Genomic DNA, 20,353 nt, shown 5'->3' on the forward strand with positions numbered 1-20,353 from the left:
TGATTATTTACCTGGTTTTTCAGGAACTTCAACTTTACCATCTTTGATTTCTGTTTTAGCAGCATCTACAGCTTTTTGTACGTCTTCAGTTAATTGACCTTTAGTTAAGTCAACACCACCGTCTTTAAGTCCGTAAACTAATGTTTCGCCACCAGGGAATTTGTCTTCGCCAGCTTTTGTAGCGATATCTTTAACAACTGTACCTACACCTTTAAGAGTTGAAGTTAATGTTACGTTTCCGCCATCATATTTACCTTCTTCTTCTTGGTCACGGTCAACTCCGATTACCCAAACTGGATCTTTTGGTTTGCTCTTCATGATGTCACGAGCTTCTGAGAATACACCGTTACCAGTATCTCCAGCAGCGTGGAAGATTACGTCAGCGCCTGATTTGTACATTGCAGCAGCGATTGATTTACCTTTAGCAGCATCCCCAAATGAACCTGCATATTGAGAGTCAACTTTGATTTCTGGATCTACTGATTTAACACCAGCTTCAAATCCAGCTTGGAAACGTCCGATAACTTCTCCTTCTTGTCCACCAACAAAACCAACTTTTTTAGTTTTAGTTGTTTTAGCAGCAGCAATACCAGCTAAGTAAGCAGCTTCGTTATCTTTGAAGACAACTGATGCTACATTATCTTTACCTTCTACAACTGAATCGATAATTACAAAGTGATTGTCTTTTTTGCTTCCAGCGATTTCTTCAATGGCTGGTTGTAATTTAAATCCAATACCAAAGATAGTTTTGAAACCATCGTTGATTGCTTGGTTTAAGTTAGGTAAGAAGTCTGCATCTGATGTTGATTGATAGTAGTTAAAGCCATCTTTACCTTTTTCTTTTTTGTTATCTTTACCCCATTCTTGTAAACCTTCCCAAGCTGATTGGTTAAATGATTTATCATCTACCCCACCAACGTCAGTAACTAAAGCTGCTGAGTGGTTACCTGAATCTTTACCGCCATCTTTTTTTGCATCATCTTTCTTAGCGTTTCCACCACAAGCTGTAAGTGTTAACGTAAGTGCTAATGCTAAACCTGTTTTTAATAATGTGCTTTTCTTCATTGTGTTATTCCCTCCAGAATTTTATATAAAATTTTTAAACACCTTGATTAATGATTCATTTGATCACTTTCAAATGAATAAGGTAAAAGCTTAGAAACAGTTGTTTCCTTCACATCACCTTTTTTGTTGATCAGTGTCACTGGCATCTCTGGTCCACAAAACTCAACCATTACCTGGCGACAAGCACCACATGGAGATATTGGTTCTTCTGTATCTCCTGCAATAACTAAATGACTAAATGAGACGTTACCTTCAGAGACTGCTTTAAAAAAGGCAGTTCTTTCAGCACAGTTGGTTAACCCAAACGATGCATTTTCAATATTACATCCTTGAAAAACCTCACCTGTTTCAGTAATTAATGCTGCTCCCACTGGGAATTTTGAATAAGGCACATAAGCTTTATCCATAGCATCAAGTGCTGTAGCAAGCCACTCTTGTTTTGCTAACATAAAACGAGCTTCCTCTCTTTGTATCAATTTTTAATAACATTGCTTACTTAAAGTTGGTAAAACAGTTTAACTATACCTTTTAGCTCAATTTCATTTTAATTATTCACAAAGTCTAAGTAGCAAACAAATGACTAAGTTAGAAAATAACAATTCTGAACTTAATTAGCCTTCAGGATGTTAAGAAAAAATCCTAACGAATATTAGCCTCCTTTCACTTAATTAAAGCCTCTTCAATTTTACCATTTTTTTACATAATAAACAGTAAAAATAAAGATAAATCTGGGTTAATTCTTTTTTATAGAGATTATCTATTTATTAACATTAAAAAAACGGATATTATTCTATAAAAATGAATCTTTTAGCTTAAATTAGGTAAAAAAGACCTTAATCTATTTACTAACCCAAAAATAAAGATACTATTTTTGGGGCATTTTTTCAACAGCCCTTTCGACTTTTTTTGTGAACATTAGTGAAATAATTTTTTTTATTATTCGGTAATTACTTTATGAATTAAAGTTGGTTCCACTCCATCTTTTCCAATTTCAATGTTTTCGTAAAGCACTTTCTTCACATCTTCCACTTCTTCACGATTCGCATAAATTGTCACTAAAGATTCGCCTTCTTGAACAGCGTCTCCCACTTTTTTGTTTAAGTATAAGCCAACAGCGTAATCGATTGATTCTTCTTTGGTACGACGACCTGCACCTAATAACATTGCAGCGATACCAATCTGATCAGCTACCATTTTAGAAACAACACCAGATTTTTTTGCTGGGACTTCAATCACATATTTGGCTTGAGGTAATTTTTCAGGGTGATCAACGATGCTGTCATCTCCACCTTGATTTCTAATCATCTCTTTAAATTTAGCTGTAGCACGACCATCAGCAATACTTGCTTCAAGCATTTTACGCGCTTCTTCTAATGTGTCAGCTTTTTTAGCTAAAACAACCATTTGACTACCTAAAACGTAAACCATTTCCATTAAGTCTTCTGGTCCATTTCCATTTAATGAATCAATGGCTTCTTTAATTTCGTTAGCGTTTCCAATAGCATTTCCTAAAGGTTGAGACATATCAGAAATGATCGCCATTGTTTGACGGTTAGCCAAGCTACCAATACGAACCATTGTATGAGCTAAGCGCTCAGCGTCTTCAATACTCTTCATGAAAGCTCCGTCACCAGTTGTAACGTCTAATACGATGGCATCTGCTCCTGAAGCAATTTTTTTACTCATAATTGAGCTGGCAATTAATGGAATTGAATCCACGGTTGCGGTTACATCTCTTAAGGCATAAATTTTCTTATCTGCTGGTGCTAAATCTCCTGACTGACCTGTTACTGCTACATAGCTTTCATTAACTAAACGAATAAAATCATCATTTGGTATTTCTACTTCAAATCCTGGGATGGCTTCCAATTTATCAATTGTTCCACCTGTGTGACCTAAACCACGGCCACTCATTTTGGCTACGGCTGCTCCAACTGATGCAACTAAAGGTGCTAAAACAATCGTTGTTGTGTCACCCACACCACCTGTAGAATGTTTATCAACTTTAACTCCGTTGATTTCTGATAAATCAATCACATCTCCTGATTGGCTCATTGCCATTGTTAAACATGTAATCTCTTCATCTGTCATATCTTTAAAATAAACTGACATCAAGAACGCACTCATTTGGTAATCAGTAACATCTCCTGATGTGTAACCTGTAACGATGAACTTGATTTCTTCTTCTGAAAGTGTTCCACCGTCTCTTTTTTTCTGGATCAAATCGACCATTCTCATGAATAAATACCTCACTTCTTTTTTAGTAAAACGATTTACGTAAGAGTAAAAATAAAAAGTAAACCGTTTTACTTCTCGTAGTTATGAATTAACAGCGCTTACAAATTAAAAATAACATGTTTATATCTAGTTGTCAATAGGTGCCGTACTTCCTCTTACAATAAATTCCGTCCCAAAAGTCTTATTAGGAACTTTTTTCTCTGGTTGATTAATCGATTGGAACAAGTAAGTTGCTGCTGTGTAGCCAATTTCAAAGGCTGGTTGCGCCACTGTTGTTAATGGTGGATTCAAATACTGAGAAATTTCTAAATTATCAAATCCGATAATCGATAAGTCCTTTGGAATGTTTAATCCTAATTCATAAGCCGCACGATATGCCCCAATTGCCATCTGATCGTTTCCACAACAAAGAGCCGTAATATCTGTCTTTTCTAACAGCCGTTTCGCTGCTCTATAGCCACCTTCAATGGTCACAGGGCCGTCTTCTAAATAGTTTTCATTATAGGCAATGTGATTATCTTTCAAACACTGACAGTAAGCTTCGTATCTTTCAGACATTGGGTAATAGCCCGATTCATTGGTTAACATGCCGATTTTTTGATGTCCTGCATTGATTAAGTATTGAACGGATTCGTAACTTCCATCGTATTCTTTAACAAGTAAGTTCCCTTCAGTTCGGGTATTTAAACCACGGTCAATCAGGATATACGGGCTTTTTAAACTTGTTTCTAATTCAAGTGAGTTCGGACTTGCCAGTAGAATACCTGCCACCGAACGGTTTAATAGTTGTTTAATATAATCTTTTTCCATTTCGTGAGAATGATTCGAGTTACATAGTAGAATCATGTAATCTTTTTTAGTTAAATAGGCTTCTACCCCTTCAATTACTTTAGAGAAAAATAAATCTGTGACATCTGGAACAATCATCCCAATCGTTTTTGATTCACGATTGACCATGTTTTTAGCAAAGTAGTCAGGATTGTAATCATTTTCCTCAACCGCTTTCATAACTCTGCGACGTGTTTCATCACTAAAGCGTTGTCCCTTGTTATTTAAAATTTGAGAAACCGTTGTTATAGATACGCCTGATATTCTGGCAATATCTTTAATTGTTATTTTCACACCTGTTTCTCCTCTCTTATTTCCAAGATTATCATATCAAAGTTTGGGTAGCTTGGGTAGCGATTTTTTATGAAAATAATCAATCGACCCGTTAATCTGAATAGAACGTAAAATAAACACCCTATAGCCGGCACGCTGTAGGGTGTTTGGTTTTTATTTGAATTTAAAGCTTTTCAGCAATATACGTCTCCAAATTCGGTACTTGATGATATTTCTTCGAGCCTTCTCGGTCTTTCTCAACAATCGCTTTTTCTAAATCAATCCCATTAATAGCAGCAATTGCAACAGTATAGTGAATGACATCTGCTAGTTCGTTGGCTAGGGTATTCGTTTCTTTTTTTCTTTGCGACCTTCTAATTGGTTGATCATTTCAGCCACTTCGCCCATTTCTTCTACTAGCTTCATAAACAAACTCTGTGTTGTTATGGTTCCTTTGTATTTTTGTTCTAAATAATTTTGTAATTGTGTGACGGTTAATTCTTTCATCTTTTATCTCCTTAACTATATAGAAATTACTCTTAGTGCAGACCTAACTTGTCTAAAGGCCAAAGAGACACTTTGGAAACACCTAAAATTTCCTCTTTCTCTATAAAACCAATGGCACGACTATCATTAGAATTTTGGCGATTATCCCCTAATACAAAATACGTATTTTCAGGTACTTCACTTACGCCATACAGACTTTCTAAAGAAAAATCTTCTGTTAAAAATGTATCTACTTTACTTTTATATTCGTCTAAGTAAGGTTCTTCGTATGCTTTTCCATTAACGTATAAGACATCATCTTTATATTCAATCTTATCTCCTGGAAGTCCAATCACTCGTTTAATATAGTTTTTACCTGGCTTATCTGGGGATTTAAAGGGAATAATATCAAACCTTTCAATCGTTGATACTTTGCTAGCAATCATTTTTTCTCGATCCACTAATGTGGGCATCATGGATTCACCACTGACTGTCACAGGAGAAAACAAAAATACTCTAAGAGCTATCAAAATTGAGAACATAGAAACAAACCAAATTAAATCTTTTTTATTTTTGTTAATAAACGTTTTTAATTTCATTTTTATACCACCTATTCTTTTTTAATCACTTATTTATTAATTGTAGCATAATTTGACTATTAAAAAAGCCCTCGAATAACTGATTATCAGTTGTCCGAAAGCTTTTCCTCTATTCTATATTAATTACATCTACCCACCAATTAAAAAGTCTAAGACATTCCAACCGTCAGATGTATTTCCTTTGTACAATTCTGTATACCCACAACGTGTACAACTTACTGTGATAAATTTCTTGTTTTGCACATCAAAAATCTTAGCAAAGTTTCCACCTGTTGCTTGAAATTGATCTGATTCGTACTGATCGTTACCACACTTTTCACAATGATATTGTTTCTTCTCCATTTTTCATTTCTCCCTTATTTCTTAATACAGTCATCATATCACGCTAAGAATAAAAGCTCTATCCATCTTTAGACGCATCTTTTTTTACTTACTTTGTCCCGTGAATGCGGTCTTGTCCGTAAGTACCAAATTTTTCGATGACTTCCTCTAGCTGCTCCTCATTTAATAAAACAGGCGTCCCAATTGATTTAGCACGGTAATACAGTTTTGCGATAAATTCAATATCCTTAGCCACTGAAAAAGCAGAAGCCAAATCTTCGCCAATCGCCAAAGTTCCGTGATTTCCAAGTAAAATACCTTTATCTTGCTTCATCTCTTTAAATGCCACCTCAGCCAACTTAGCTGTGCCAAAGGTTTCATAAGGACAACATCTCACCCGACTACCGATTGAGCCGATAATGTAATGCAGAGGTAAAATAGCCTCTTGAAGGCAAGCAAAGACTGTCGCGTATTCTGAATGAGTATGAACCACCGCATTCACATTAGGTGTTTGTTGGTAAAAAATTCGGTGCATGTCGTACTCACTAGACGGCTTACAATCACCCTCTAAAATCTCCCCTTCTAACGTCATTAAGACAATATCTTCTTCTTTCGTTTCAGGATAAGGAATCCCACTTGGTGTCATCAACATCACATTATCTTCTCGAATAAAAATACTTAAATTGCCACCTGTTCCAGTGGTTAAATTTTCCGTTAACATAGCTTTTCCGTACTCAACTAATTGCTTTCTTTCTGCTTGATACTTCATGAAAAATCTCCTTATCTAATAAAATTGGGTCGTTTCTAACTCAAAATAAGTTTCTAAATCGTAAGGTGAATAAATCCCTTTATCTGTAACGACACCACTAATTCTAGTTGGTGGCGTAATATCAAATGACGGATAAATTCCTTGAACACTAGCTAAAGTATTCGGAATACCACGATACTCTAAAACTTGTTTTGGGTCACGTTCTTCAATTACGATATCTTTTCTTGAAAACTTATCACTATCTGGAATCCCTGTGACAAAATAAGGGACATCATAATGCTGCGCCAAAATCGCGATTTGATTCGTGCCAATTTTGTTGGCGATATGACCGTCACGCGCTATCGTATCAGCAGCCGAAGTAAAGACATCGATGCCTTTATTTTCCATAACATACGCCACCATATTATCCGTAATAACGGTTGTTTCAAATCCTAAATCAGTGGCACAACTTGACGTTAATCTAGCCCCTTGAAGGTATGGTCTTGTTTCAGCACAGTAAACTTTTAACTGATTGCCTTCCTCTTTTGCGGCTCTAAGTAGCGTCCCCACAATGGTTTCCCCAAAACACTGAGTTAAAATCGTACCATTTTTAGGGATTTTTTTTAGTAACGTGCGTCCAACTTTATCCATAATCGTGTAGCGACGATTGAGTGAATCAATGGTCGTTTGGAAAATAGCATCGACTGCGGATTCATTTTTTTCCAAGGCCTGTTTTCCAACTTCAAAACAATTCCCTGTAATTTGAGTCATACGATTAGCAGTTGTCGGTCTAGCATACCCAATCGTGTGTCCTGCATTTTCTAAAAAACTTAGTTGTTCTTCTTTAGTTTTATCTCGGACTTCATAAGCGGCAAGTGCCATTCCCATACCAGCTGCCGTGTAAGGTCCTGCACTTTGAGTCACCATATCTGCAATAGCTTGCGCCACTTCTTTGTGAGTCACACACTCTACAAATTTGATTTCAGTTGGGTAAATTCGCCTGTCCAAGATTCTAACTTTACCATTTTCGTACCATGCCACATGTTCATATTGTAAAAGATAGGGCATGCCTTTATCTGCTCGTTTCATGCTGTTCTCCTTTTTGTGTAATAACTTGCTCTAACATTCGTAATAACTTTTCCCCTGAACCTACTTCATACCGCTTATTAATCAAGTTTTCCCCTAATTTCAAAAGACTCCGCTCCATTTGGATTCGAGTCTCTCCAACAGGCGCTTCTTTCACTTCTTTGACTTGAGAATCACCAATGGTTCGTCTGATAATTTCTGTCCCAGCATAGCCCAGTGAATCCGCCATGATTTCTTGCAAATAATTTTCTTTAAATGCTGTATTTTGATACAAGGAAAGAGTTATTTTTTGATCGTAACTTACTGACAATTTTTCTTTAACTAAATCAAAAATACAGACAATCGTTTCCCGTAACCATTTATCAAAAACCTCATCTTCCTCATAGTATTTATTTTTAATCAACGGAAAGAACAGATTTCCTATCACGTTTCCTATGTCATAGCCCATCGGACCATAGAAAGCGAACTCTGGATCAATGACTTTCATGCCTTGTCGGTTCACAAAAATCGAACCTGAATGAAGGTCTCCGTGAAGCAAAGCTTGGGCATTATTCAAATAATTATTTCGCAGCTTCGCGACTTCTGCGATGAGCTTATCATTTTGATAAATATTCTCTGTGACAAAAGACAGATTTTCAGCTAAGATATTATTTTGTTTTTTATAGTCATTATACGGTTCGGTGAACACTAAATCCTCACTAATATCACACATTTCGATGTTAACAAAATCTTGAACTAGTCGTTTTTTATCTTGGCGATTCCAAACTAAATCCGTTGTCGATAATAAGGTTTCCACTAAAAAGGTACTGATATCTTCAGCTAAATTAGGAAAGCTTTTCTTATTTTCTAATTCATACCGTAAATTTTTAAATGAAGAAACATCCTCCATTACTAGTGTCGCCATCACTTCATCATAATGATAAATTTCAGGAATATATTCTGGCACTAAGTCATACTGCATCGTTAAAATGTCTGCTTCAATTCGATTACGATTAATATCCAATGGTCGACCTGACGAGCGTAACAATGTATCTGCTTGTTTAACGACCACACTTTTACCTGTTCTTTCACTCTTTACCATGAAGACATAGTTAATGTTTCCGTCGCCAATTTCTTTAACAGATAGCACCTCTGATTTTTCAAATAATCCTAAAGCAAAAACATATGCCTTCACATCTTCACCCGACATTAAAAAGTGCTGACTAAATTTTTCTGACATCTATTTCTAACCTACTTTCACAATGAGCCTTATAAAAAGAGGTTACACTGATAACTTGTATCTGCGCAACCTCTTTTTTGATTATTTTAAAATTAAACTTAGTAATAGGCCGATAACTTGAGCCCCGTTAAAAATGATTAAATTTTTAATGGAAATTCCAAAGGTCGTTGCCTTCTCTTGTTTTCGGCTAAAAGTTTGGACATTTTTATGGATTAAAGGAAATGTCCCTAATACGACTAGCATAACCCAATGATAAATCCCTAAAACAACGCCGCCAGCTATAAAGAAATAGCAGCTATACATTAATATTTGGAACAACTTCACGCCATTTTCCTTACCAATATAATAAGGTAATGTGTAACGGTGATTACTAATATCTTGTTCCATGTCACATAAATTATTAGCCAACATAATATTAGCTATGGTAAAAATCATCGGAACCGATGCCCACACAATAAAGAATAATTCTTTAATATTTCCAACTAAAGCAAAATGACCATCCATTAAAGATAGACTTAAAATATCTAATTGAGAAATATTCAAGTAAATGGTAATAAAGAAAATACCGAATCCCATGGTCACACCACTAAAAATCTCACCTAAAGGCATCCGTGATAATGGTACTGGACCAAACGTATAGAAAATACCGATTAAAAAGCACAAGCCACCCATTGCTAAAAGAAGTAAGCTTGTTCGGTATGTTAAATAGATACCGATTAAACTAGAAAAAGCAATCATCCCATAAATCAGATAACTCACTTTATTTTCATCCAACTTAGCAATCCCTACAATATTTGTATTCTCTTGATAGTGATCATTCTTGGCTTTTTTGAAATCCATTAAATTGTTAATAGCTGTGGTTGCCATATCAAAAGTAAACATTGCCACAAAAAACAGCAGCATATTCACTAGATTAAGGGTGCCAAAATAATACGCCGAAAACAATAATCCAACTAAATAAGGAAACAAACTCGCTAATTTGGTTCGAATCTCAACCAACTCTAAAAAAACTTTGACTGTCATGTTACTCCCTCACTATTTTAAATCTTTAATATCTTTGACTTTATAAGGTGAATCTTCATTTAATTTGAAGACATCCTTCACACCACTACTTAAATAAATATCATCGCTTTTTGTAATAAAGATGGCATCAATATCTTTTCTAGCTTCTACATATTTCATACCTTCTTTGACCCCCATTGAAAAAACACCTGTTGATAGACCGTCACCAGCAACCGACGTTTCTGAAATAATGGTCACGCCAGCAATTTCATTATCAAAAGGATAACCTGTTTCTGAGCTGAATAAATGGTGGTAAATTTTGCCATCTACTTCTAAATTACGCTCATAAATTCCAGAGGTTACTAGAGACATATTTTTCTTCTCAACAGAACCTGCGATGGTATTTCTGGCTTCATTCGGATCTTGGATACCGACTTTCCAGTTACCTGATTTATTTTTAGGACTGTCACCTAAAACATAGATATTACCACCTAAATCAACAATCCCTGTTGTCACACCGTTGTCTTTAAGAACTTGGACTGCTTCATCGGTAATAAACCCTTTAGCAATCGCACCTAAATCAAGTTCCATGCCTTTGTCTTCAAGAAAGACGGTTTTTTCTTTTTCATCTAATTTCACTTTGTTGTAATCAACTAATTTTAATTTATCATCAATTTCTTTTTGTGCGGGTTTTCTCGCATCATCAAAACCAATGTGCCATAAACTTGTGATTGGTCCAATGGTTAAATCAAACCCACCCTTAGAATCATCACTATAATAGAGAGAATCCTTTGCTAAACGAAAAACATCATCTGAGACTTTTACTGGTTTAATCCCTGCTTGCTCATTGATTTGATCCACTTCAGAGCCTTTTTGATTCACGGTGATTTTCTTATCTAATTCTTTGATTCGGTCAAAGACTTTGTCTAAAACATCTTCCTTACCTTCATCAAAAATCTGAACTCTCACATACGTTCCCATTAGAAATTCTTCTTTTTTATAAGGATCTTTTAGAACGGATGTGTTCTTTGTTTCTGCTTTTTTTTCTTCCTTAGCAGTTGTGCCACATGATGCTAATGTTAACATCGCCACTGGTACAACTAGTAATGTTAACCAGCGTTTTTTAGTAAGCTTCATTGATTTTCCCCCGTTTTTAGTTATCTGTTACATTTAACTATAATTTTAAGCTTTTTTCAAATTAAAACAAAAAAGAAGCTGTGACTAAGTATAAAAACTTTGTCACAACCTCCTGAATTTAGATCAAATTATTTTTGTTTAAAAACGATGTTGTCTACTTCAATTTTAGCAGTATCGCCTTTTTCTGCAGCATTAATTAATTGTTCTGCATACATTTGGAATGAATGAGTAGAGTGAGTTGCTCCTGTTACTACGTCCATTTCAGATGGTTTTTGTTTTTCAACTAAAGCTTTGTTTAACTCAGGAATATATTTTTCTGGGCTATTTTTTGAAACTTCTTCCATTTTTTTGTTGTATTCAGCATCTTCTTTTTTAGATTTGCCGTCTTTATTTACATTATCATATTTAGATTCTGTAATTTTTTTGTCTTTAACTACCATAGTAAAGACTGTGTGGTAACCGTTAGAATCATTTTTTTCTTCTAATGTGTATTCACCGTCTTTTAATTCAGCGCCATTATCGATTTCGATTTTGTCTGTTTTACCAGCTTGAGCTGCTTGAATTAATTGTTGTGCGTAGTTTTTGAATGAGTCAGTAGAGTGAGTTGCACCAGTTACTACGTCAACGCCGTCAGCAGATTGTGCTGCTAAGAAAGCTTCGTTTAATTCTGGAATAAATTCTTTTGGTCCAGTTTTAGTAACTTCTTTCATTTTTTTGTTGTAGCCTTCATCTTCTGTTTTTGATTTGCCATCTTTGTTGATGTTATCATATTTAGATTCAGCAATTTTACCGTCTTTTACTACCATAGTAAATGTCGCACGGTAACCATTGTTTTCATTTTTTTCTTCTAATGTGTAAGTACCATCTTTAAGTTCGCCACCAGCTTCTTTTTCTTTTGGAGCTGCGTCTTCTTTTTTATCGTCTTTTTTAGCAACTTCAGTTGATTTTGCTGTAGAGCCTTTTGTATCTTTATCTTTACTTCCGCCACAAGCAGCTAATAAAATAGTTGTCATAGCTAAAACTGTCATACCAGTAATTAATTTTTTCATTTTCATAATGATAAAACCACCTTTTATTTTTTTGTTCATGTGAACTTATTTACAGAATTTATTTTATCTCATTCCTCTATAAAAAGCAATTCTTTTTAAAATACAAATTCACTTTTTCACAAATTTCTAATAAAAGGGTGTAACTCTTAAAAAATCTAAATTTTTTCTAAATTTTGTTAGACTTTTTTAGTGCTTGCCTTTATAATTAAATACGATTGTGTATTTTTTTTCACGTAATCATTTTATTATTTTGTATTTTGTATTTATTATTTTTTATTTATGTAAAGGGGAGAAAATTATAATGGCTAAAACAGAGATTGTTGTAGTCGGTGCCGGATATTCTGGAATAGCAGCAGCTAAAATGCTTTCTAAGAAATTGAAAAAAAACAGCGATGCCCACATCACTTTAATTGATCGTCATTCATACCAAACGATGATGACTGAATTACATGAAGTTGCAGGTGGACGTGTTGAACCAGAAGCTATCCAATACGACTTACAAAGACTTTTCTGTAAAAGAAAAAATGTTAGTGTTGTTACTGACTCAGTTGTTAATGTTGATAAAGAAAATAAAGTGGTTAAAACAGAACGCGGTTCTTATTCATTTGACTACTTAGTACTTGCAATGGGTGGAGAACCAAATGACTTTGGAACTCCTGGTGTGAAAGAACATGGATTCACTTTATGGTCAATGGATAACGCGATTAAAATCCGTCACCACATTGAAAAAACAGTGACTCTTGCTTCTATGGAACCAGATGCTGAAAAACGCAAAGCAATGTTAAACTTTGTTGTCTGTGGTTCTGGCTTTACAGGGATCGAAATGGTCGGCGAATTAATCGACTGGAAAAATATCCTTGCTAAGAAAAACAAATTAGATCCAAGCGAAATCAACTTAATGGTTGTTGAAGCAGCTCCTACTATCTTAAACATGTTAGATCGTAACGATGCTGGTAAAGCTGAAAAATACCTAGTTAAAAAAGGTGTTCAAATCTTAAAAGATACACCAATCGTTGAAGTAGCAGAAGATCATATCGTTCTTAAATCAGGCGAAAAAATTCCAACACATACTTTAATCTGGACTGCTGGTGTTAAAGCTAACAGTGATGCTGAAGAATTTGAAATGGAATCAGCTCGTGCAGCACGTTTAGTTGCTAATGAATTTATGCAAGCTAAAGGCTACGAAGATAAAAATATTTACGTGATTGGTGACTTAGTTTACTTTGAAGAAAAAGAAAACATGGCAACACCACAAATCGTTCAGGCAGCTGAACAAACTGGTCATTGTGCCGCTAAAAATATTTTAGCTGACATTAATGGTAGTGAAAAAGTAGCTTATAAAGGTAAATACGATGGATTTATGGTATCAATCGGCTCTAAATATGCTGTAGCATGTGTCTTTGATAAAATCCATATGAGTGGTTTCTTCGCAATGGCGATGAAACACGTGATTAACTTACGTTACTTCTTTGATATCCGTTCTGGATATTATGCTTTCCAATATATCATGCACGAATTCTTCAGAATTGGGGACGAGCGTAACATTATGCGCGGTCACTCTTCACGTAATAGTAACGTGTTATGGTCAGTACCATTACGTGTCTTCTACGGTTCTGTATGGTTAGTTGAAGCAATGAAAAAAGTGGTTGGTAATGGTAAATTACTACAACCTGGTACTTGGTTTGGTGAAGGTTCATGGTTTACGGATAGCGTTGCTTTCCCATTCCCATGGTTACAACAAGCTGCTGATGCGACAAGTGGTGCCAGTGAAGCTGGCGACGCTGCAGGTAGTGCTGTTGATGCTGCCGCTGCTGTAGCTGATCCTGCTTTTGGTTTAAGCTATGCTTATGGTGAAGAACCAATGACAGTTTTCAAACATATGCCTAAATGGTTCTCAAACATCATGGAATTCATGATGCCTAACCAAGACGTTGCTTTGTTCATGCAAAAATTCATGACAATTTTTGAAGTATTGTTAGCATTAGCTATCATTGCTGGTTTATTTACATGGTTAGCTAACGCAACAACGATTGTGTTAGTTGTGATGTTCTGTCTTTCAGGTATGTTCTACTGGGTTAACATCTGGTTCATCTTTGTTGCCTTTGCCTTAATGAATGGTTCAGGACGCTCATTTGGTTTAGATAAATGGGTAATGCCATGGATCCAAAAAACTGCCGGTAAATGGTGGTATGGCGATGTAAAATCTCAATACGGCGATAATGCTTAAGTTATAAATTAAATGAGTTGGTCACAGAAACAATTTCTGTGACACCATTTATTAGTATAGGAGGGATTGTGATTACTCAGTCACAGTCCTTTTCTTTTATAATTAAATAGTATTTTCAGTTGCTTTCAGATTTAAATGATAGTATTCTCACTATGATAGGAGAAACTTAATGAATAAAAATAAAAAATTAATTTATATTGCCTTACTTGTGGCTCAAGGTGTCATCATTGGGCTGCTTGAAAACATGATTCCTTTTCCATTTGCTTTTGCCCCAGGTGCGAAACTTGGTTTGGCTAACTTAATTACCATTATTGCGATTTTCACCATGCCAGTAAAAGACAGCTTTTTACTCGTCATTTTGAGACTTTTCTTAACTACTTTACTAGGTGGGACGGTTTCGACCCTACTTTACAGTGCAGCTGGCGCGATTTTAAGTTATCTAGGTATGCTTTTACTGAAACAATTTGGTCCAAAACGAATTAGTACCATCGGCATTAGTGCGGCTGGCGGTTTTCTTCATAACGTTGGTCAGCTCGTCATGGCAAGCTGGATTGCTAGATCTTGGAACGTCATGCTTTATCTGCCAATTCTTTCTTGGATTGGGATCTTAGCTGGAATTGCCATTGGGATTGCCGCAAATTACGTCATGGAACATGTTAAAACGATTCAAGAATTTAAATTAGAATACGAATAAGACACACCCTACAAAAAGGAGACTATCCATGGAAATTCATGTCATGTGGAATGATTACCCAAAATTAAAAAAAGAGTTAGAAAAAACTCTAGATTTGATGTCATCCTCTATTTCTTTACCAAATAAAGACATCGAAAATACCATTATCGAAATGTTTCACTCTGGTGGTAAATTACTTCGACCTGCTTACCTGTTACTTTTTTCAAAATTAGCCAAACAGCCGGATTCGAAAAAAAGTATTGCTCTAGCAGCTGCCATGGAAACCTTACATACCGCAACTTTGATTCATGATGATATCATTGATGAAGCTGATTTAAGACGCGGGGTAACTACCCTCCAAACTAAATTTGATAAAGATGTGGCTGTTTATTCTGGCGATTATTTATTTATTGTCTGTTTTAAACTTCTCGTTCAATATACTGATTCTTTGCGTAGTATCAAGCTTAATACAGCTAGCATGGAAAAAGTGCTTCTCGGGGAACTTGGTCAAATGGATACTCGTTATCACATGGATATTACAGTGGACGAGTACATTCAAAATATTTCAGGTAAAACTGCCGAGCTTTTTGCTTTAAGTTGCTTCTTGGGCTATTTTGAAAATGGTGGTTCTAAAAAAGTAGCGGCTAATTGTCGTGAAATTGGTAAATCCATTGGTTTAGCTTTCCAAATCGTGGATGATATTTTAGACTACTCACAAGACACCGTAAGTATTGGAAAACCTGTTTTGGAAGATGTGAAACAAGGGGTTTATAGCTTACCTCTCATCTGTGCTTTAAAAGAAAATAAAGCTTACTTTGAACCTTTGCTTTCTAAAAAAGAGCAAATGACGGATGAAGATGCTATCAAAGTTCACGAAGGGGTTGTTCAGTTTAAAGGCGTTGAAAAAGCCTATGAATTGGCTGATTATTATACAGAAGAAGCTTTACGTTTAATTCAAAGTTTGCCGGATAATAAAGCTCACACAAAAGATACCATTTATGAGATTACTAAAAACATCTTAACAAGACAAAACTAAAAAAAGATTGCCCATTCACTTGAGCAATCTTTTTTTAGTTATCTATCTTATATCCTGCTTCAATATTATGTTGAATCATGTCCTCAATATCTTTGTCTGGTGGCAAGTAATGGAAGTATTGCCCAATCCGCTTTTTCGATTCGTCTAAATCTTTTGATAAGGTAATGACTTTTGAAAATTTACTCTTACCTGTTGTAATTTCAGCGTCCACTCCTTGATGCTTTTTCTTTTTTTGATGGTAATCAATGTCCGTCATTGGAAAAGAATAGGCTTTGTCTGTGCCTGACTTAAACCAAGCCACGTAGGTAATCTCACAATTGTGAATGTTATTTACCACGTCTTCGATTTTATCTTCGGCAATCTCTTCCCCATTTAACATGGTTTTTCTTTTTCTAACTTCATCTTGCCAGGTTTTGTAATCTTCTTTGGTCGTAATCAACATATTATGACCCCCTTCAAAATGCTGTCCCATATCATATACAACCATCATTTCATCTTTAGGAATATGAAATTTTTCTTCAAACAACACATAACTATCACGAGTTAATTGCTCTTTGAAAAAATAATAGCCAATATGATGAGACACAAACATTAAGATTGGAAGAGACGTAATAAGAGTCAAGAGAACATGTTTGATTCGTTTGTCTTTACTCTTTATTCCGCGAAATAAAAAATAACTAGGTGTTGCAATTAAACAAAAAATAATAAGATAAATCATCTATCAGACTCCTTTTTTGAGTATTATAGCACAATCCCTTTTTACTTTCTTGCATTCCCACGAGAAGCCCGATATAATCGAAAGGACACAATAAATTAGTTTAAAGAAAAAGTGAGGGATTACATGATTACCGTATCAAATGTTAGTCTGCAATTTCCAGATAGAAAATTATTTGAAGATGTAGATATTAAATTTACACCAGGAAATTGTTATGGGTTGATTGGTGCCAATGGTGCTGGAAAATCAACTTTCTTAAAAATCTTATCTGGAGAAATTGAACCATCAACAGGAAATGTTACTTTAGGACCTGATGAGCGTTTAGCAACCTTAAAACAAAATCATTTTGATTATGAGGACCAAACCGTTTTACACACTGTTATGATGGGACACAAACGTCTCTATGAAGTAATGCAAGAAAAAGACGCTATCTATATGAAAGCTGATTTTTCTGACGAAGACGGTATTAAAGCTGCTGAGCTTGAAGGTGAATTCGCTGATTTAAATGGTTGGGAAGCAGAACCAGAAGCAGCAAGTCTACTTCAAGGATTAAATATTCCAGAAAGCTTACATGACTTAAAAATGGCTGAATTAACAGCTGGTCAAAAAGTGAAAGTTTTACTTGCCCAAGCATTATTTGGACAACCTGACGTGTTACTTTTAGATGAGCCTACCAATGGATTAGACCGTGATTCAATTGCTTGGTTAGAAGAATTTTTAATCAATTCAGAAAACACCATTATCACTGTTTCCCATGACCGCCATTTCTTGAATAAAGTATGTACACACATGGCTGATTTAGACTTTGGTAAAATCAAATTATTCGTTGGTAACTACGATTTTTGGTTAGAATCAAGTGAACTTGCAGCAAGACTTCAATCAGATCAAAACACTAAAAAAGAAGAAAAGGTAAAAGAATTACAAGCCTTTATCGCAAGATTTAGTGCCAACGCTTCTAAATCTAAACAAGCAACGTCTCGTAAGAAAATGCTTGATAAGATTGAATTAGATGATATTCAACCATCATCACGTCGTTACCCATTCGTTGGTTTTAAAGCAGAACGTGAAATTGGTAATGATTTATTACAAGTTGAAAATATTTCTAAAACAATCGACGGTAAAAAAATATTAGACAACATCACATTCACTCTTAGAAAAGATGACAAAGCGGCCTTCATCGCTAAAGATGATATCACAACAACCGTTCTTTTCAAAATTATCATGGGTGAAATGGAACCTGATTCAGGATCTGTTCGCTGGGGTGTGACAACTAGCCAAGCTTACTTGCCTAAAGACACGTCTCATGAATTTGATACAGATCAATCAATCGTTGACTGGTTACGTCAATATGCCTCTAAAGAAGAATCTGATAATACCTTCTTAAGAAGTTTCTTAGGTCGTATGTTATTCTCTGGAGAAGATGTTTTAAAATCAGTAAATGTCCTTTCAGGGGGCGAAAAAGTGCGTTGTATGTTATCTAAATTAATGCTTTCTAAAGCAAATGTTTTAGTTTTAGATGACCCAACAAACCATTTAGATTTAGAGTCAATCACAGCCTTAAATGATGGTTTAATCGGCTTTAATGGTTCACTATTATTCTCTTCTCATGACCACCAATTTATCCAAACAACAGCTAACCGTATCGTTGCTGTTTCAGATAAAGGTGTCGTGGATCGTGCAGAAACAACGTATGATGAATTCTTAGATAACGAAACAGTTAAAGAACAAATGAAACAAATGTTTTAATAAGAGTGGTGAAAAAGGCACTTAGTTCCGATTAACTGGAGTGAATACTAAACAATTCATGCTCTTTGAATATAAAAATATTTCTACAAACAAAAAAGTGAGACTAATCCAAGATTAATCTCACTTTTTTTATTTGTATATCGCCCAATAACGCAAAGCTTCACTTTGAATTTCACTCTCTTTAAAGGCTCTTGTTGTATGTTTCTTTTTAACGGAGTCACTTGGATTATTCACCCAAAACGTGTTATTCTTTTCATCATATCCTGATAAGACCATGACATGACCAATTTCCGTGAAATACCCAGGTTTTACAGACACCACCACAGGATGTCCTTTCAATAAATGTTTTTTAGCCTCTGAAATTTGATCTCCTAAATCTTCAAATTCAAACTTCTTAGCTGCCGCATAGTCATTAAAAATTTGCCAAACAGTTCCTTCTTTTTGATCGTAATAACGATTACCCGACCATTTCAACACATCTAATGGTGTTTCTTCCTTTTTATCTAAGTAGGAACCGACCATTGCTAAAGCCGTAATGGCACACCCATTAATCTCAATGGTATTTTTGATTGGATCACTACCCTCTTCACCATAGAATTCGTTTTTCCAAGGCTCCACCGTTTGAAGAATCAGCGGTATTTGTAGCCTATTTTTAAATTCTTTTTGAGAGATTTTATCATTCATTTTCTCATCATACGGTTTTCTAGCTTCTTTTTCGGCGGCTAATTTTTGTTTCTCTTCTTTTTTTCTAACAATCTCGGCTTCCCTGGCTCGTTGGTGTGAAAACACACGTGTCAAATAGACTGAAAAAAATAACGAAATAATGGCTAAAGTTGTTAACGTTAATAATAAGATAGATTGGTTCTTTTTCAGAAAAAATGCACCTCCTAATTCCCCTACTCTTATATTATGCCACAAAGTATAAAAAAAAATCGCTAAATAAGCGATTTTTTATTTTTCAATTCCAAAAGAGAAAATAGCAATAGCCCCATACCCTGTATGGCTAGCAATGGTTGGTCCCATTGGCAATAATTCCACAGCTTTCACCGGAATCGTTTCTTCAATTAATTGTTTTGTATATTCTGCTGCTTCTAAATCTCCTGCGTAAGCAATCAAGATCGTTTGCTCTTCACTATTCAAAATAGTTCGTTTTGTCTCTGAAACAATTTTGTCTAAAGATTTTTTACGTCCACGGGTTTTACCCACATTGACTAGTTTGCCTGTTTCATCAATATTAATAATTGGTTTAATTTTAACCAAACTACCGATAGCCGCTGATGTTTTAGAAATTCTTCCGCCACGTTCTAAATGATTTAAATCATTAACCGTCACCCAAGCATGCACTCGGTTGATATTTTCATCTAACCAAGCTAAGACTTCTTCTAAGCTCTTACCTTCATTTCTTTGCTTGATCACTTCTTTGATTAAGATACCTTCTGCAAGGGACGCTGCTTTTGAATCCACAACTGTCACAGAAACAGAGTCATTGTCCTCTTCAAGAAGTCGCAAAGCTGAATGAGCATTTCTTTGTGAGCCGCTTAATTCAGAAGAAAAAGCAACATATAATAAAGGTTTCTCGGCGTTTATGTATTGGCTAAAAACATCTGAGTACGTCCCAATATTAATTTGTGAAGTACTTGGCATTGCTTCAGCCTTTAACTGTTCCATGAACCAATTGTAATCAAATTTTTTCCCTAAGTCGTCGATATACTCCTTATGAGTTAAATTAATAATCATACTAACTAGTTGAACATTATTCTGTTCTAAATAGTCAAAAGGTAAGTCACAACACGAATCGACCAATAAATCAAATTTTTCTGTCATTTTACAACCTCCTCTACACATCTTACTACCTTTTAGTAAAAAAAAGAAGAAGTTTTTTAACTCCTCCTTTTTTATGTTTAT

At 35.2% G+C, this 20,353-nt stretch carries 19 protein-coding genes and 1 pseudogene; 4 read left to right on the plus strand and 16 right to left on the minus strand.

Going from position 1 to position 20,353, the window contains the following annotated elements:
• Window positions 1-3: 3 nt before the first annotated feature.
• From G7082_RS04990 to pplA, 13 genes and pseudogenes are all read right to left on the minus strand, one after another.
• Entirely contained in the window at window positions 4-1,065 is a 1,062-nt protein-coding gene (locus G7082_RS04990) for a BMP family lipoprotein (RefSeq protein WP_166034096.1), read from the minus strand.
• A 47-nt stretch (window positions 1,066-1,112) separates the two neighbouring features.
• Window positions 1,113-1,514, minus strand: a complete 402-nt coding sequence (locus G7082_RS04995) for a cytidine deaminase (protein WP_166034097.1) — start codon at window positions 1,512-1,514, stop codon at window positions 1,113-1,115.
• A gap of 487 nt (window positions 1,515-2,001) precedes the next feature.
• Window positions 2,002-3,303 (minus strand): pyrimidine-nucleoside phosphorylase, encoded by a 1,302-nt coding sequence (locus tag G7082_RS05000; RefSeq protein ID WP_166034098.1) that lies wholly within the window; start codon window positions 3,301-3,303, stop codon window positions 2,002-2,004.
• Between the two features lie 126 nt (window positions 3,304-3,429).
• A complete protein-coding gene (locus G7082_RS05005) occupies window positions 3,430-4,425 on the minus strand; it encodes a LacI family DNA-binding transcriptional regulator (RefSeq protein WP_166034099.1) in 996 nt (331 codons plus the stop codon).
• A 163-nt stretch (window positions 4,426-4,588) separates the two neighbouring features.
• Window positions 4,589-4,911 (minus strand): annotated as a pseudogene (locus G7082_RS05010) (MazG nucleotide pyrophosphohydrolase domain-containing protein).
• A 32-nt stretch (window positions 4,912-4,943) separates the two neighbouring features.
• Window positions 4,944-5,495, minus strand: a complete 552-nt coding sequence (lepB, locus tag G7082_RS05015) for a signal peptidase I (RefSeq protein ID WP_420825029.1) — start codon at window positions 5,493-5,495, stop codon at window positions 4,944-4,946.
• Window positions 5,496-5,618: 123 nt separating this feature from the next.
• A complete protein-coding gene (locus G7082_RS05020) occupies window positions 5,619-5,831 on the minus strand; it encodes a zinc ribbon domain-containing protein (RefSeq protein WP_166034101.1) in 213 nt (70 codons plus the stop codon).
• Between the two features lie 88 nt (window positions 5,832-5,919).
• Entirely contained in the window at window positions 5,920-6,579 is a 660-nt protein-coding gene (locus tag G7082_RS05025) for an L-fuculose-phosphate aldolase (protein WP_166034102.1), read from the minus strand.
• A gap of 15 nt (window positions 6,580-6,594) precedes the next feature.
• Entirely contained in the window at window positions 6,595-7,647 is a 1,053-nt protein-coding gene (locus G7082_RS05030; RefSeq protein WP_166034103.1) for a s-methyl-5-thioribose-1-phosphate isomerase, read from the minus strand.
• Complete coding sequence (gene mtnK / locus G7082_RS05035; protein ID WP_166034104.1) at window positions 7,631-8,863, minus strand: S-methyl-5-thioribose kinase; 1,233 nt, start codon at window positions 8,861-8,863, stop codon at window positions 7,631-7,633. The genes G7082_RS05030 and mtnK overlap by 17 nt, the downstream gene beginning before the upstream one ends.
• A gap of 81 nt (window positions 8,864-8,944) precedes the next feature.
• On the minus strand, window positions 8,945-9,886 hold the full coding sequence (menA, locus tag G7082_RS05040) for a 1,4-dihydroxy-2-naphthoate polyprenyltransferase (RefSeq protein ID WP_166034105.1): 942 nt from the start codon (window positions 9,884-9,886) through the stop codon (window positions 8,945-8,947).
• A gap of 12 nt (window positions 9,887-9,898) precedes the next feature.
• On the minus strand, window positions 9,899-11,002 hold the full coding sequence (locus G7082_RS05045; RefSeq protein WP_166034106.1) for an FAD:protein FMN transferase: 1,104 nt from the start codon (window positions 11,000-11,002) through the stop codon (window positions 9,899-9,901).
• 128 nt (window positions 11,003-11,130) lie between these two features.
• On the minus strand, window positions 11,131-12,057 hold the full coding sequence (gene pplA, locus G7082_RS05050) for an extracellular electron transfer flavoprotein PplA (protein WP_166034107.1): 927 nt from the start codon (window positions 12,055-12,057) through the stop codon (window positions 11,131-11,133).
• A 295-nt stretch (window positions 12,058-12,352) separates the two neighbouring features.
• Here pplA and G7082_RS05055 point away from each other — a divergent pair, with 295 nt between their 5' ends.
• From G7082_RS05055 to G7082_RS05065, 3 genes are all read left to right on the plus strand, one after another.
• Window positions 12,353-14,278, plus strand: coding sequence for an NAD(P)/FAD-dependent oxidoreductase (locus G7082_RS05055; protein ID WP_166034108.1), 1,926 nt, complete (start codon window positions 12,353-12,355; stop codon window positions 14,276-14,278).
• 169 nt (window positions 14,279-14,447) lie between these two features.
• On the plus strand, window positions 14,448-14,972 hold the full coding sequence (locus tag G7082_RS05060) for a Gx transporter family protein (protein ID WP_166034109.1): 525 nt from the start codon (window positions 14,448-14,450) through the stop codon (window positions 14,970-14,972).
• A 28-nt stretch (window positions 14,973-15,000) separates the two neighbouring features.
• Window positions 15,001-15,987 (plus strand): polyprenyl synthetase family protein, encoded by a 987-nt coding sequence (locus G7082_RS05065; protein WP_166034110.1) that lies wholly within the window; start codon window positions 15,001-15,003, stop codon window positions 15,985-15,987.
• Window positions 15,988-16,021: 34 nt separating this feature from the next.
• Here G7082_RS05065 and G7082_RS05070 read toward each other — a convergent pair whose 3' ends face one another.
• A complete protein-coding gene (locus tag G7082_RS05070; protein ID WP_166034111.1) occupies window positions 16,022-16,705 on the minus strand; it encodes a hypothetical protein in 684 nt (227 codons plus the stop codon).
• A gap of 123 nt (window positions 16,706-16,828) precedes the next feature.
• Between G7082_RS05070 and G7082_RS05075 the strand changes: the two genes are divergently transcribed.
• Window positions 16,829-18,448: an ABC-F family ATP-binding cassette domain-containing protein gene (locus G7082_RS05075; protein WP_166034112.1), complete on the plus strand. Its 1,620-nt coding sequence runs from the start codon at window positions 16,829-16,831 to the stop codon at window positions 18,446-18,448.
• Between the two features lie 129 nt (window positions 18,449-18,577).
• On the opposite strand, the gene G7082_RS05080 is transcribed toward G7082_RS05075, so the two are convergent.
• Together G7082_RS05080 and G7082_RS05085 are read right to left on the minus strand one after the other, a co-directional pair.
• Window positions 18,578-19,366 carry a C39 family peptidase gene (locus G7082_RS05080; RefSeq protein WP_166034113.1) on the minus strand — a complete coding sequence of 263 codons (789 nt, stop codon included), beginning with the start codon at window positions 19,364-19,366 and terminating at the stop codon, window positions 18,578-18,580.
• 33 nt (window positions 19,367-19,399) lie between these two features.
• On the minus strand, window positions 19,400-20,272 hold the full coding sequence (locus G7082_RS05085) for a DegV family protein (protein ID WP_166034114.1): 873 nt from the start codon (window positions 20,270-20,272) through the stop codon (window positions 19,400-19,402).
• Window positions 20,273-20,353 lie beyond the last annotated feature (81 nt).

It is taken from the genome of Vagococcus hydrophili (genome assembly GCF_011304195.1).
GTDB classification, from domain to species: Bacteria; Bacillota; Bacilli; order Lactobacillales; family Vagococcaceae; genus Vagococcus; species Vagococcus hydrophili.